This is a genomic window from Phaeobacter gallaeciensis DSM 26640, assembly GCF_000511385.1.
GTDB classification, from domain to species: Bacteria; Pseudomonadota; Alphaproteobacteria; order Rhodobacterales; family Rhodobacteraceae; genus Phaeobacter; species Phaeobacter gallaeciensis.
Map to the genome: position 1 here is coordinate 2,450,955 of NC_023137.1, position 12,811 is coordinate 2,463,765.

14 protein-coding genes are annotated in these 12,811 nt (G+C 60.3%); all 14 read right to left on the reverse strand.

Translation table 11 applies throughout. The features are described 5' to 3' along the window. Position 1: 1 nt before the first annotated feature. Entirely contained in the window at positions 2 to 388 is a 387-nt protein-coding gene (locus GAL_RS11945; RefSeq protein WP_024097836.1) for a hypothetical protein, read from the reverse strand. Next, positions 385 to 2,403: an NADH-quinone oxidoreductase subunit NuoG gene (gene nuoG / locus GAL_RS11950; protein ID WP_024097837.1), complete on the reverse strand. Its 2,019-nt coding sequence runs from the start codon at positions 2,401 to 2,403 to the stop codon at positions 385 to 387. Before nuoG ends, GAL_RS11945 begins: the two co-directional genes overlap by 4 nt. 3 nt (positions 2,404 to 2,406) lie before the next feature. Then, positions 2,407 to 2,811 (reverse strand): DUF5333 domain-containing protein, encoded by a 405-nt coding sequence (locus GAL_RS11955; RefSeq protein WP_024097838.1) that lies wholly within the window; start codon positions 2,809 to 2,811, stop codon positions 2,407 to 2,409. A gap of 113 nt (positions 2,812 to 2,924) precedes the next feature. After that, positions 2,925 to 3,275, reverse strand: a complete 351-nt coding sequence (locus GAL_RS11960) for a hypothetical protein (RefSeq protein ID WP_024097839.1) — start codon at positions 3,273 to 3,275, stop codon at positions 2,925 to 2,927. Positions 3,276 to 3,293: 18 nt separating this feature from the next. Next, positions 3,294 to 4,592: an NADH-quinone oxidoreductase subunit NuoF gene (gene nuoF / locus GAL_RS11965; protein ID WP_024097840.1), complete on the reverse strand. Its 1,299-nt coding sequence runs from the start codon at positions 4,590 to 4,592 to the stop codon at positions 3,294 to 3,296. 6 nt (positions 4,593 to 4,598) lie between these two features. Further along, on the reverse strand, positions 4,599 to 4,826 hold the full coding sequence (locus tag GAL_RS11970; RefSeq protein ID WP_014874156.1) for a DUF5337 domain-containing protein: 228 nt from the start codon (positions 4,824 to 4,826) through the stop codon (positions 4,599 to 4,601). Between the two features lie 52 nt (positions 4,827 to 4,878). Continuing rightward, the gene (locus GAL_RS11975; protein WP_024097841.1) at positions 4,879 to 6,072 is read right to left on the reverse strand and encodes an NADH-quinone oxidoreductase subunit E; all 1,194 of its coding nucleotides are present in this window, start codon (positions 6,070 to 6,072) and stop codon (positions 4,879 to 4,881) included. Further along, entirely contained in the window at positions 6,072 to 7,283 is a 1,212-nt protein-coding gene (locus GAL_RS11980; protein WP_040104077.1) for an NADH-quinone oxidoreductase subunit D, read from the reverse strand. Before GAL_RS11980 ends, GAL_RS11975 begins: the two co-directional genes overlap by 1 nt. Next, positions 7,283 to 7,888, reverse strand: coding sequence for an NADH-quinone oxidoreductase subunit C (locus tag GAL_RS11985; RefSeq protein WP_024097843.1), 606 nt, complete (start codon positions 7,886 to 7,888; stop codon positions 7,283 to 7,285). The genes GAL_RS11980 and GAL_RS11985 overlap by 1 nt, the downstream gene beginning before the upstream one ends. 24 nt (positions 7,889 to 7,912) lie before the next feature. Next, positions 7,913 to 8,446, reverse strand: coding sequence for a NuoB/complex I 20 kDa subunit family protein (locus tag GAL_RS11990; protein WP_014874152.1), 534 nt, complete (start codon positions 8,444 to 8,446; stop codon positions 7,913 to 7,915). Beyond that, the gene (locus GAL_RS11995) at positions 8,437 to 8,802 is read right to left on the reverse strand and encodes an NADH-quinone oxidoreductase subunit A (protein ID WP_014874151.1); all 366 of its coding nucleotides are present in this window, start codon (positions 8,800 to 8,802) and stop codon (positions 8,437 to 8,439) included. Before GAL_RS11995 ends, GAL_RS11990 begins: the two co-directional genes overlap by 10 nt. Positions 8,803 to 9,040: 238 nt before the next feature. Further along, entirely contained in the window at positions 9,041 to 9,823 is a 783-nt protein-coding gene (locus tag GAL_RS12000; RefSeq protein ID WP_024097844.1) for a crotonase/enoyl-CoA hydratase family protein, read from the reverse strand. A gap of 82 nt (positions 9,824 to 9,905) precedes the next feature. Beyond that, complete coding sequence (locus tag GAL_RS12005; protein WP_024097845.1) at positions 9,906 to 10,766, reverse strand: hydroxymethylglutaryl-CoA lyase; 861 nt, start codon at positions 10,764 to 10,766, stop codon at positions 9,906 to 9,908. 102 nt (positions 10,767 to 10,868) lie between these two features. Then, positions 10,869 to 12,806, reverse strand: coding sequence for an acetyl-CoA carboxylase biotin carboxylase subunit (locus tag GAL_RS12010; RefSeq protein WP_024097846.1), 1,938 nt, complete (start codon positions 12,804 to 12,806; stop codon positions 10,869 to 10,871). Positions 12,807 to 12,811 lie beyond the last annotated feature (5 nt).

A 12,811-nucleotide genomic window follows, 5' to 3' on the forward strand; every position in this document is an offset into this window, starting at 1 on the left:
CTCACACCGTGGGTATTCCGTTAGCCTCGCAATCCGCGACCACGACTTCGGCGTCGATGGTGCGCAGTCCGCGCGGGAGGGAAGGCGAGATGGTGTAGACAGCATCTGCGATCTGAACGCCACCCTCTTGTTTCATTTTTGTGCGCACATGACGTGCAAATCCATAACCGCGGATCAGCGCATATTGCGCGGCCGCGCATTCAGCATAATTATCCAGATCGGCACCGTTTCTTGCGCCGGTCATGGCAACGCGGAACTGCACCAGATCCCCGTCCAACAGCCGCGTCTCCACCCCTTTGTAGCCAGGGTTGAAAGGCGTCTGCGATGTCTGCGGGGCCTGCACGCAGGCCGCCAGCAACAACGGCGATATGATGCCCGCCCGGATCACTCCGCCGCGATCTTCTCGGCGCCGCGCGCCTTTGCACCCGCCGACAGTTCTGCCATCAGCTGCGAAGACCGCGCAATCGGGTTGGTCAGGTAGAAATCCTTGACCGCCGGCAGGAAGGCGGCCTTGCCCATTGCCTCAACCTCAAGTGCCGGACCCTCGTTGTCGGCCACCTCGTCGATGCGGGCCAGATGAGGCACCTCTGCGACCAGCGCACTGCGCAGCTGTGCCAGCGAGTCATAGGAAAGCTTGGCGTCCAGCTCAGCACTCAGCGCGCGCAGGATAGCCCAGTTTTCCTTCGCTTCGCCCGGCGCAAAGCTTGCGCGCATAGCCAACTGCGGGCGACCTTCGGTGTTCACGAACAGGCCGTTCTCTTCGGTATAAGCCGCACCCGGGAGAATGATGTCGGCACGATGCGCACCGCGATCCCCATGCGAACCTTGGTAGATCACCGTAGTGCCAGCATCGATTTCGACCTCATCCGCGCCAAGGTTGTAGATCACCTCAGCCCCGTCAATGGCGGCTTCGACGCCGCCTTCGGTGACGGCATTCACATCCATTGCGCCAACACGGGCCGCAGCGGTGTGCAGCACCATCAGCTTGCTTTCGGTCAGCGCCGCATATTTCTGTGCTTGTGCCAGCACCGCCAGGCCATCAGCCTCACGCAGGGCGCCCTGCCCGACGATGACCAGCGTGTCCTTGCCAATCGCGCCTTCGGTTTCACCATTGACCAGCGCCTCAAGTGCTGCGCGGTCGCTGCCGAGATGGGCATAGTCATAGGTGAGATCGACGGGCTGACCAATCAGGCCGATGTTGGCGCCATTGATCCAGGCTTTGCGCAGGCGCGCGTTCAGTACCGGTGCTTCATTGCGCGAGTCGGTGCCGATCAGCATGATTGCCTTGGCGCTGTCGATATCTTCGATGGTTGCGGTGCCAACATAGGCCGCGCGGTTGCCGATGGGCAAACGGGCCTTGTCGGTCCGGCATTCCACCTTGCCGCCCTGCCCTTCGACCAGCTGCTTCAGAGCAAAAGCCGCCTCAACCGGGGCCAGATCACCGATCAGACCGGCAATTTTCTTGCCCTTCATCGCGGTGGCGGCTGCCTCCAGCGCTTCCGGCCAGGTGGCGGGCTTCAACTTGCCATCAACACGCACGTAAGGGCGATCCAAACGCTGGCGGCGCAGCCCGTCCCAGACAAAGCGGGTCTTGTCGCTGATCCACTCCTCGTTCACGCCGTCATGGTTGCGCGGCAGGATCCGCATCACTTCGCGGCCTTTGGTGTCCACGCGGATGTTGGAGCCAAGCGCGTCCATCACGTCGATGGTCTCGGTCTTGGTCAGTTCCCACGGACGCGCGGTGAAGGCGTAGGGTTTCGACGTCAGCGCCCCAACCGGGCAAAGATCGATGATGTTGCCTTGCAGGTTCGAGTCCAGTGTCTCGTTCAGATAGGAGGTGATCTCGCTGTCCTCACCCCGGCCGGTCTGGCCCATCTGGGTGATGCCTGCCACCTCGGTGGTGAAGCGGACGCAGCGGGTGCAGGAAATGCAGCGGGTCATTGCGGTGCCGACCAGCGGCCCCAGATCCAGATCATCAACCGCACGCTTGGCTTCGCGGAAACGCGAGAAGTCCACGCCATAGGCCATAGCCTGATCCTGAAGATCACACTCGCCGCCCTGATCGCAAATCGGGCAGTCCAGCGGGTGGTTGATGAGCAGGAACTCCATCACCCCTTCGCGGGCCTTTTTCACCATGGGTGAATTGGTCTTCACCTGCGGTGCCTGCCCCTCAGGACCGGGGCGCAAATCGCGAACCTGCATCGCACAGGACGCGGCAGGTTTTGGCGGACCGCCAACGACCTCAACCAGGCACATACGGCAATTGCCGGCGATGGACAGACGCTCATGATAGCAGAACCGGGGAATTTCCACCCCGGCCTCTTCACAGGCCTGGATCAGGGTCATCGCCCCATCCACCTCAATCTCGGTTCCGTCAATGTTGATCTTGCGGAGGTCAGACATGGTCTATTTCGCCCTCAGTAAAACGCCGATCGCGCTGTTTTTCTTGATTTCCGCACGACCAAACGCACAGAATGTTTCCGTTTTCTCGTAAGAGACCCCGTTTTGCGCCAGGAAGCGTTCTCCCTTGGCCCGCATCCGGGCTTTTTCCGTGTCCGAGCCGATGTAGGCGCGGATTTCACTATCCGTATAGCCGAGGGCATTGGCGCGCGTGCGCAGGCGGCGCAGCTCTGTCAGCCCTTTGAAATAACGCGCGGATATGCTGTCGCAGTGGTCCGATACTTCCTTAGCCAGCGCGACCGCAAACAGTGGGTCTTCAATCTCCTGCACGTCGCGCAGAGATGGCTTCGCCGCCGCTATAGAAGGCAATACCATCAGGCAGGTGGCACAGGTTGCAATCAGGGTTCGCATGGTTGAACGCTCCTTGGTGGGAAAGCGTTCAGCACGCGCGCAGACAGCGGCGTTATGCAATAACACCGCCGCTGGCGCATCATGCGCAGCCACAGGATATGCGGACGTCATGCTCACGGGGTGCAGGTTCCGCCATAGACCGCAGTGTCGCCATCCAATGGGACCGCGACATCCGTATCAAGCGGGTTGACCTGCCACGCGATGCGCGAGGATCCAAAATTCTCGATGCAGTAGCGGGTGCCTTCGTGGTGCGCAGCCAGCCGCGCGCCCTCAAGCGAACGCGGCGCCTTGGATACCGCAGTGGTGAACACCGCCAGCGTCTCTTTCTTGTTCACAGCCTTCGACTTCGCCTTGAACGGGACACCTGCGTAGGTTGGGCGATCGTTGACGATCCCGTCACACCCCACCAGAACGCCGCCGCAGAGTGCCAGCACGGCCATGGTTTTGCTCACACCTGTGATCATCAACTGCTCCCCCGGACCTTATTCAGCCGCCATGGCGCCCATGCGCCCGGACTTTTGTGCCTTGATGCGATCTTCAATTTCCTCTCGGAAGTTGCGGATCAAACCCTGAATTGGCCAGGCTGCCGCATCACCAAGCGCACAGATAGTGTGGCCCTCAACCTGCTTGGTCACGTCCCACAGCATGTCAATTTCTTCCAGCTCGGCCTCGCCTTTTACCAGGCGATCCATCACCCGCATCATCCAGCCGGTGCCTTCGCGGCAGGGCGTACACTGGCCACAGCTCTCGTGTTTGTAGAACTTGGACAGACGCCAGATCGCCTTGATGATGTCGGTCTGTTTGTCCATCACGATGACCGCTGCGGTGCCAAGACCGGAGCCCAGTTCGCCGCGCAGATAGTCAAAGTCCATGATGGCGTCTTTCATCTTTTCGCCGCGTACGCAGGGAACAGAGGAGCCACCGGGAATGACCGCCAGCAAGTTGTCCCAACCGCCGCGAATACCGCCACAGTGCTTCTCGATCAGCTCCTCAAAGGAGATGCTCATGGCTTCCTCGACAACACAGGGGTTGTTGACGTGGCCAGAGATCGCAAAGAGTTTGGTGCCCGCGTTGTTCTGACGGCCAAAGCCTGCAAACCAATCCGGGCCACGGCGCAGAATGGTCGGTACCACGGCGATGGATTCCACGTTGTTCACCGTGGTCGGGCAGCCATAGAGGCCCGCGCCCGCCGGGAACGGCGGCTTCATCCGTGGCATGCCCTTCTTGCCCTCAAGGCTTTCAATCAGGGCGGTTTCCTCGCCGCAGATATAGGCCCCTGCCCCGTGGTGCAGGAAGACGTCAAAATCCCAGCCGGATCCGGCTGCATTGCGCCCCAGCAGCCCCTGATCATAGCATTCGTCAATCGCGGCCTGCAGCGCCTCGCGCTCACGGACGTATTCGCCGCGCAGGTAGATGTAGCAGGTATGCGCATTCATCGCGAAGGACGCGATCAGCGCCCCCTCGATCAGCGTATGCGGATCATGGCGCATGATCTCGCGGTCTTTGCAGGTGCCCGGTTCGGATTCATCGGCGTTGATGACCAGATAGGAGGGGCGACCGTCGCTCTCCTTCGGCATGAAAGACCATTTCAGGCCGGTCGGGAAGCCCGCACCACCGCGTCCGCGCAGGCCGGAATCCTTCATGTTCTGAATGATCCAGTCCCGCCCTTTTTCGATGATGCCCGCAGTGCCATCCCAATGGCCCCGCTGTTTTGCGCCCGCCAATGTGCGCTCATGCATCCCGTAAAGGTTGGTAAAGATCCGGTCCTGGTCCTTCAGCATGTCTGCCTACCTTTGGCTGTCCTGGCGCATCCGCCAGAGTTGAAAAATGTTGACCGCTGCATAGATGAAGCCCGCAAGGGCCGCGAAATCAAACAGCAGAGCGTAGCGTCCGGCGAGCCCCAGTGCGGGTCCGATGAATAGCGACATCGCCAACCAACCAAGCATGGTTGCGGCAATCACCAACGCGATGTGCCGCCCCTTTGCTGCCAGTGCTTTGTCGTGTTCTACGCTCATATGGTCCTGAATTTTGGCCCCTGCCCCTATGGGCAGCGGCGGTTATCTTGTTTCAGTCGTCTTTGTAGCGATCGTCGGCCTTGGCCTTCTTGGCGAAGTCCGTTTCTTCACCTGCCGCAAGCTGCCGGGACTGTTCGATCCAGCCATCGCGGACGATGCGTCCCTTGAACTTCAACCGGCTGTCGACCCAGGCGACCTGCTCGTCGGTCCAGGCTGCGATCTGGTCGAAGTGGAAGAACCCGAGATCGTTCAGGGTCTGCTCCAGCTTGGGACCGACACCTTTCAACATCTTCAGATCATCTGCACCGCCATCGCGGGCTGCAGTCAGCGTTTCTGGCTTTTCCTCAACACCGGCAGCCGCCTCGGTCGCGGCCCCTTCAGGAGAAGACGGCTCACCAACACCCGCTTTTTTCGGTGCGGCCTTCTTCGGCGCGGCAGGTTTCGCCTTGGCGACCTCAGCCTGCTTCACAGCGGGAAGCGGTGTCTTTGGCGCAGGCGGCGGGGTATCGGCGCTGTCGCGACCTGCCACCTTGCCATCCTTGCCGATCCACGGCGTCAGGATCGGTACTTCAGTACCGTCGATACGCTTGACGGTATCACCGATGTCAGCTGCCAGCTGCACAGAGGCATTGTACTGTGTCTTGCCGCTCTCATATTCGGTCAGCGAGGTCAGTCCAGACTTCGGCTCTGCCGCGTAGCGTCCGTTCTGCGGACCCGGCAGTGGCACCTGGCCAGCCGCCAGATCATCAAGCAGTTTCGCAAAACCTTCGGCGGTCAGATCTTCGTAGTAATCCTTACCAATCTGAGCCATGGGCGCGTTGGTGCAAGCGCCAAGGCATTCGACCTCTTCCCATGTGAACTTGCCATCTGCCGACAAGGTGAAGGGCTTGTTCGCGATCTTCTCCTGACAGACCGCAATCAGATCCTCCGCCCCGCAGATCATGCAGGAGGTGGTGCCGCAAATCTGGACATGTGCAATCGAACCAGTCGGTTGCAGCTGGAACATGAAGTAAAACGACGCCACCTCAAGTGCACGAATATAGGCCATGCCCAACATATCCGCGACATATTCAATCGCAGGCTTGGTCAACCAGCCTTCCTGCTCCTGAGCGCGCCACAGCAGCGGAATGATCGCGCTGGCCTGACGGCCATCGGGGAATTTGGTAATCTGTGCCTCGGCCCACGTCTGGTTGTCAGGCGTGAAAGCAAAGCTCTCGGGTTGTTCGGAATGCAGACGACGAAGCATTAGCGGTCAATCTCTCCAAATACGACGTCCATGGTGCCGATAATGGCAGCGACGTCGGCGAGTTGGTGGCCCTTGGCCACATAATCCATGGCCTGCAGATGCAGGAAGCCAGGCGCGCGCAGCTTGGCGCGGTAGGGTTTGTTGGTACCATCTGCAACCAGATAGACCCCGAATTCCCCCTTAGGCGCCTCAACAGCGGCATAGACCTCACCAGCGGGGACGTGGAACCCTTCGGTGTAGAGCTTGAAGTGGTGGATCAGGCTCTCCATCGAGGTTTTCATATCGCCGCGTTTCGGCGGGGTCAGTTTACCACGGGCCAGAATGTCACCGGGTGTTTCCCGCAGTTTGCCGATACACTGGCGGATGATCGACAGGGACTGGCGCATCTCTTCCATACGGACAAGGTAGCGATCATAGCAGTCACCGTTCTTGCCGACCGGGATCTGGAAATCGAACTCATCATAGCATTCATAAGGCTGCGAACGACGCAGATCCCATGCCAGGCCAGAGCCCCGCACCATGACACCGGAGAAGCCGTAGTTGAGGATATCTTCTTCGGTCACGATACCGATATCGGCGTTACGCTGCTTGAAGATCCGGTTTTCGGTCAACAACCCGTCGATATCATCCATCACCGCCGGGAACGTATGCGTCCAGGCCTCAATATCGTCGATCAGCGCGTCAGGCAGGTCCTGATGAACACCGCCGGGGCGGAAATAGGCCGCGTGCAAGCGCGCGCCACAGGCCCGCTCGTAGAAGATCATCAGCTTTTCGCGCTCTTCAAAGCCCCAGAGCGGCGGGGTCAGCGCGCCAACGTCCATCGCCTGCGTGGTCACGTTCAGCAGATGATTAAGAATCCGGCCAATCTCAGAATAGAGCACACGGATGAGTGACGCGCGACGCGGCACTTCCACGCCGGTCAGCTTTTCAATGGCCAGACACCAGGCATGTTCCTGGTTCATCGGCGCCACATAATCGAGGCGGTCGAAATACGGCAGGTTCTGCAGGTAGGTCCGGCTTTCCATCAGCTTTTCGGTGCCGCGATGCAGCAGGCCGATATGCGGATCACAGCGCTCAACAATCTCGCCGTCCAGCTCCAGCACCAGACGCAAAACACCATGTGCAGCTGGGTGTTGCGGGCCGAAGTTGATGTTGAAGTTACGGATCTTCTGTTCGCCGGTCAAGGCGTCATCCATTTTGGAGCCGTCCATCATTTCGCCCCCTCTCTCTCGTCACCGGGCAGGATGTACTCGGCACCCTCCCACGGGCTCATGAAGTCAAACTGGCGGTATTCCTGCACCAGGCTGACCGGCTCATAGACAACGCGCTTCTGCGCCTCATCATAGCGCACTTCGGTGTAGCCAGTGGTCGGGAAATCCTTGCGTAGCGGATAGCCGCGGAAGCCATAGTCGGTCAGGATGCGGCGCAGATCCGGGTGGCCGGTGAACAGGATGCCGAACATGTCGAACACCTCCCGTTCGAACCAATTGGCCGAGGGGTGAATGCCGACGATCGACGGCAGCATCTCATCCTCGCGGATCGACACACGCAGGCGGATCCGTTGGTTCTGATACATCGACAGAAAATGATAAACCACGTCGAACCGCTTGGGGCGATCCGGGTAGTCGACAGCGGTAATATCAACCAGCGACGAGAACTTGCAGGTCGCGTCCGCTTTCAGAAACTCAACAAAACCAGCGAGGTTTGATGGCGCAACATCCACGTTAAGCTCACCAAAGCTGACATCCCAGCCGATAACGCAATCTGGGCGCTTGGCCGCGATCTGGGTGCCGAGTTCGTTCAGGGCTTCAGTCATATTTGTCTCTCCAACCAAAGCCACTTAGCGCACAAGGGTGCCGGTGCGGCGGATTTTACGCTGCAATTGCATCAGACCGTAAAGCAGAGCCTCCGCCGTGGGCGGACAACCAGGCACATAGACATCCACGGGGACAACCCGGTCACAGCCACGCACCACAGAATAGCTGTAGTGGTAGTAGCCACCGCCGTTGGCGCAGGATCCCATAGAGATCACATAGCGCGGCTCGGGCATCTGGTCATAGACCTTGCGCAAAGCGGGGGCCATCTTGTTGGTCAGCGTGCCTGCCACGATCATCACATCCGACTGACGCGGGGAGGCGCGTGGCGCAATGCCGAAACGTTCCGCATCATAGCGCGGCATCGAGGTGTGCATCATCTCAACCGCGCAGCACGCCAGACCAAAGGTCATCCAGTGCAGTGAACCGGTGCGCGCCCAGTTGATGATGTCTTCGGCAGAGGTCAGCAGAAACCCTTTGTCCTGCAGCTCTGCATTCAGGGCCTGGGTGACAACTTCCTTGTCGACGCCAGCCGTATTGGCTCCGGTCATCACTCCCATTCCAGGGCCCCTTTCTTCCACTCATAGGCAAAACCAATGGTCAGCACAGCGAGGAACACCATCATCGACCAGAAGCCCGCATCGCTCATATCCTTAAAGCCGACGGCCCAAGGGAACAGGAATGCAATTTCCAAATCAAAAATGATGAACAGAATCGACACCAGGTAAAACCGGACATCAAACTTCATCCGCGCGTCGTCGAATGCGTTGAACCCGCATTCGTAAGCGCTGACCTTCTCAGGGTCCGGATTGCGGACGGCCAGCACAACTGCCGCCAAAATAAGAACAATTCCAAGCCCGACCGCTACGGCCAGAAACACCAGAATCGGGAGGTATTCCCGCAACATCTCTTCCACGAGTGGCTCCTTTCCGTGCGCGCGGATTTCTGCGCGCCGTCAATTGGCGTGTTGACTTGGGGCTGTGTCTACTCCCCTGCCCCCTCACCGTCAACCAACGCATCGTTAATGGATAAACCTTCTGTAACCGACGCGGCAGATCAACATCACGGCAGGTAAACCCTATTGTTTTCATAGGATAAGGCGCGCCTCGCAAAAGGCACGCCCTGGTGAATGAAATCCGACATTTTTGACGGAATTACCGCTGCCAGCTGGGCTTTTCCTTGGCAAAAAACGCGGCGATCCCTTCAGGCGCCTCGCTGCCCTCCCAACGGTCCACCAATGCGGCGATGGTCTGGTCAATCACCGCATCGTCGATTTTGGGTCCCAAATCACGGACCAGCGCCTTAGCCGCACCCACCGCTTCGGGCGCACAGCTAAGATATGGGATCACTTCCGCCTCGATTGCGGTGTCCAAATCTGCTGCAGGAACCGACCGCGCGAGAATCCCCAGCTCCACCGCTTCCTGAGCGCCAAACAGCCGCGCCGACATAAAGACACGCCGCGCCCGCGCTTCCCCCATGCGGGCCACCACATAGGGACCGATGGTGGCTGGGATCAGGCCAAGCCGGGTCTCAGTAAGGCCCATCTTGATATGGTCTGCGCCGATCGCGACATCACAGACCGAGGCCATACCGACCCCGCCACCAAAGGCGTTGCCCTGGATGGCGCCGATCACCGGCTGCGGCAGGGTGTTGATCGCCATCAGCATCTCCGCCAGAACCCGCGCCTCGCGCCCACGGGTTTCGGCATCTGCCTCCATCTGCGCCTGCATCCAGCCCAGATCCCCACCGGCACAGAAACTCTTGCCCGCCCCCGTGAGGACGACAACACGAACGGTGCGATCCTTGGCCAGCCCGGCTGCGGCGGTTTTCAGCTCCTGCAACATCTCACCGGACATCGCGTTGTGTTTTTCCGGTCGGTTCAGCGTCAGCGTCGCGACGCCGCGCTCATCCGTCGTGAGCGTGATGGTCTGATACATATCGGGTCTTTCTGCCTGTCGAAGTGGCAGCCCGAAGGCCACGGGCTGTCTATAGTATGATGATGAAGACGACCGCCGAGGCTCAGCTGCCGTCGCTGCGCATCCCCCGCGCCATAGCTGCGGCATCGGTCAGCACATCCCCATCAAGGCCAGTTTCATAGCCCAAACGCGTCAGGTGCTCATGTACCGCCTCGGTCGCAACATTGCCCGCAGCTCCCGGTGCATAGGGGCAGCCCCCCAACCCGCCAACAGCGGCATCAAAGACCCGGACACCCAGCGACAAAGACGCATCAATATTGTCAATCGCCCGCCCGGCCGTGTCGTGGTAATGCCCCGCCAGACGGGTGACCGGCACGCGCTCCCGCACCGCGAGCAACATCCGCGCAATCGAATCCGGTGTCGCCTGACCGACGGTATCGCCCAGCGAGATCTCATAGCAGCCCATGGAGAACAGACGATCCGCCAGCGCCGCAACTGCGTCCGGGTCGGTCGGCCCGTCAAAGGGACACTCAGTCACGCAGGAAATATAGCCCCGGACCGGCATATCGATATGGCGCGCCGCCTCGATGATTGGCGTAAAACGCTCAATCGATTCGGCCACGCTCGCGTTGATATTGGCCTTGGAGAAACCTTCGGAGGCGGAGGCAAAAATCGCGATCTCATCCGCCTTTGCGGTCAGGGCATCCTCATAGCCCCGCATATTGGGCGTGAGCGCAGCATAGCGCACATCAGAACTGCGACGGATCCCTGCGAGCACGTCCCCCGACCCCGCCATTTGCGGCACCCATTTAGGGGAGACAAAGCTCGCCACCTCGATCCGGCGGAACCCGGCATCGGTCAGCCGATCAATAAGGGCGATCTTTTCAGCGACGGGAATGTCGCGCTTTTCATTCTGTAGCCCGTCGCGCGGACCTACTTCGAAAATTTCAACGCTTTCGCTCATGATGCACTTCTCCCCAGGGCTATTTCAGACATCGCTCAATCCACAGACGTTGCTGCGGCGGCAGATGGGGCGCACCTATGGCACCGCCCGATCTGATGCTGTTCAGCTGTCCGCCTCTTCCAGACGGACCAGCGCAGCTCCGGCCTCAACCTGATCACCGGCAGAGGCCAGAACCTCGGCCACCACGCCATCGCGGGCCGCCAGGAGAGAGTGTTCCATTTTCATCGCCTCAAGGATAGCCAGTCTGTCACCTTCTTTGACCTCGGCACCCGCCTCCGCAAACACGGCCTTGACCAAACCTGGCATCGGCGCCTCGATCACGTTGGTATCACCACCGGCGGTTCCGGCCCGATCCAGCGGATCAATGCAGTCAAAAATGCTGCTGATCCGACCAAACACCGTCAGCCGACCACCCGCTTCAGCCACATTCGGCAGGGGATCTCCATTGTGCCGCCAGATCGCGCCATCAAAGGTCACCTCATGACTGCTATCCTCCAGCTGCCAACGCTGCGCCTGCGGCCCGAGAACCTCAACCGAGATATCAAGACACGCCTCGCCATGGCTTAGTTGCACCGCCCGATGGAGCGGCGCCCAGAGGGTAAACCCGCTGTCCTCAGCTGGTTGATGCAGGCCCAACGCCCGCTGGGCGGCAGCAATCCAATGGGCCACAGGAACCTCACCAACCGCCGTCAACGCCTCAAGATCACGGGCGATCAGGCCGGTGTCGACCTCACCTCGGCCAAACCCCTCATGGGCAGCAAGTGCGCCCAGAAAGGCAAGGTTGGTGACGGTGCCTGCAACCTCTGTCCGTTCCAGCGCCCGGCGCAGCTTCGAGAGGGCCACTGCACGGGTGGCACCATGCACGATCACCTTTGAGATCATCGGGTCATACCACGGGCTGATGGTATCGCCTGCCCGCACACCGCTGTCGGCGCGACACTCAGCCGGGAAGGAGAGATGCGTCAGCGTGCCAGTTGCAGGCAGAAACCCCTTCGGCACGTCCTCGGCATAAAGCCGCGCCTCAAACGCGTGGCCAGTGATCGTGAGGTCGTCCTGCTGGGCAGGGAGGCTCTTGCCGGAGGCAACGCGCAGCTGCCAGTCCACCAGATCGACGCCGGTGATCAGTTCCGTCACCGGATGCTCCACCTGCAAGCGGGTGTTCATTTCCATGAACCAGAAGCCATCCGTGCGCAGCCCGTCTGAGCCGTCAACGATGAATTCCACCGTGCCCGCACCCTTGTAACCGATGGCTTCAGCCGCACGCACACCCGCCTGCCCCATGGCCTCGCGCATGTCCGCAGTCATGCCAGGTGCGGGGGCCTCTTCGATCACCTTCTGATGGCGACGCTGCAGAGAACAATCGCGTTCGAACAGATGTACCGCGTGGGTCCCATCACCGAAAACCTGCACCTCGATGTGGCGCGGCTGTTGGATGTATTTCTCAATCAGAACATCCGGGTTACCGAAGGCCGTGGTCGCCTCGCCTTGCGCGCTTTTCAGGGCGTCTGCAAAATCTCCAGGCGCCTCTACCAGTCGCATCCCTTTGCCGCCGCCGCCGGCAACCGCCTTGATCAACACCGGATAGCCGATCTTTTCCGCCTCCCCGGCCAAAAACCCCGGACCCTGATTGGCGCCGTGATAGCCCGGCACGACCGGCACGCCGGCCTCTTCCATCAGCGCCTTGGCGGCGTCTTTCAGACCCATTTTGCGGATCGCATCTGCAGACGGCCCGATAAAGGTGAGGCCTGCGGCCTCGACCGCGTCCACAAACCCTGGGTTTTCCGACAGGAAGCCATAGCCGGGGTGGATCGCCTGCGCGCCACTTTCCTGCGCGACACGGATGATCACATCCCCCTTCAGATAGCTGTCCGCCGGGGCCGGGCCGCCGATGTGCACGGCCTCATCCGCCATCTGCACATGTTTTGCAGCCGCATCGGCGTCGGAATAAACGGCTACAGTCCGCACCCCCATGGCACGGGCGGTTTCCATCACACGGCAGGCGATTTCGCCACGGTTTGCAATCAGGATTTTATCAAACATGGGGG

Bases quoted from the DNA above. Each gene is read 5' to 3' on its own strand.
- GAL_RS11985 (WP_024097843.1), bottom strand. From the start codon at position 7,888: ATGACTGAAGCCCTGAACGAACTCGGCACCCAGATCGCGGCCAAGCGC.
- GAL_RS12010 (WP_024097846.1), bottom strand. From the start codon at position 12,806: ATGTTTGATAAAATCCTGATTGCAAACCGTGGCGAAATCGCCTGCCGT.
- GAL_RS11975 (WP_024097841.1), bottom strand. From the start codon at position 6,072: ATGCTTCGTCGTCTGCATTCCGAACAACCCGAGAGCTTTGCTTTCACG.
- GAL_RS12000 (WP_024097844.1), bottom strand. From the start codon at position 9,823: ATGTATCAGACCATCACGCTCACGACGGATGAGCGCGGCGTCGCGACG.
- GAL_RS11990 (WP_014874152.1), bottom strand. From the start codon at position 8,446: ATGGGAGTGATGACCGGAGCCAATACGGCTGGCGTCGACAAGGAAGTT.
- GAL_RS11980 (WP_040104077.1), bottom strand. From the start codon at position 7,283: ATGGACGGCTCCAAAATGGATGACGCCTTGACCGGCGAACAGAAGATC.
- GAL_RS11970 (WP_014874156.1), bottom strand. From the start codon at position 4,826: ATGAGCGTAGAACACGACAAAGCACTGGCAGCAAAGGGGCGGCACATC.
- GAL_RS12005 (WP_024097845.1), bottom strand. From the start codon at position 10,766: ATGAGCGAAAGCGTTGAAATTTTCGAAGTAGGTCCGCGCGACGGGCTA.
- GAL_RS11960 (WP_024097839.1), bottom strand. From the start codon at position 3,275: ATGATCACAGGTGTGAGCAAAACCATGGCCGTGCTGGCACTCTGCGGC.
- GAL_RS11955 (WP_024097838.1), bottom strand. From the start codon at position 2,811: ATGCGAACCCTGATTGCAACCTGTGCCACCTGCCTGATGGTATTGCCT.
- nuoG (WP_024097837.1), bottom strand. From the start codon at position 2,403: ATGTCTGACCTCCGCAAGATCAACATTGACGGAACCGAGATTGAGGTG.
- nuoF (WP_024097840.1), bottom strand. From the start codon at position 4,592: ATGCTGAAGGACCAGGACCGGATCTTTACCAACCTTTACGGGATGCAT.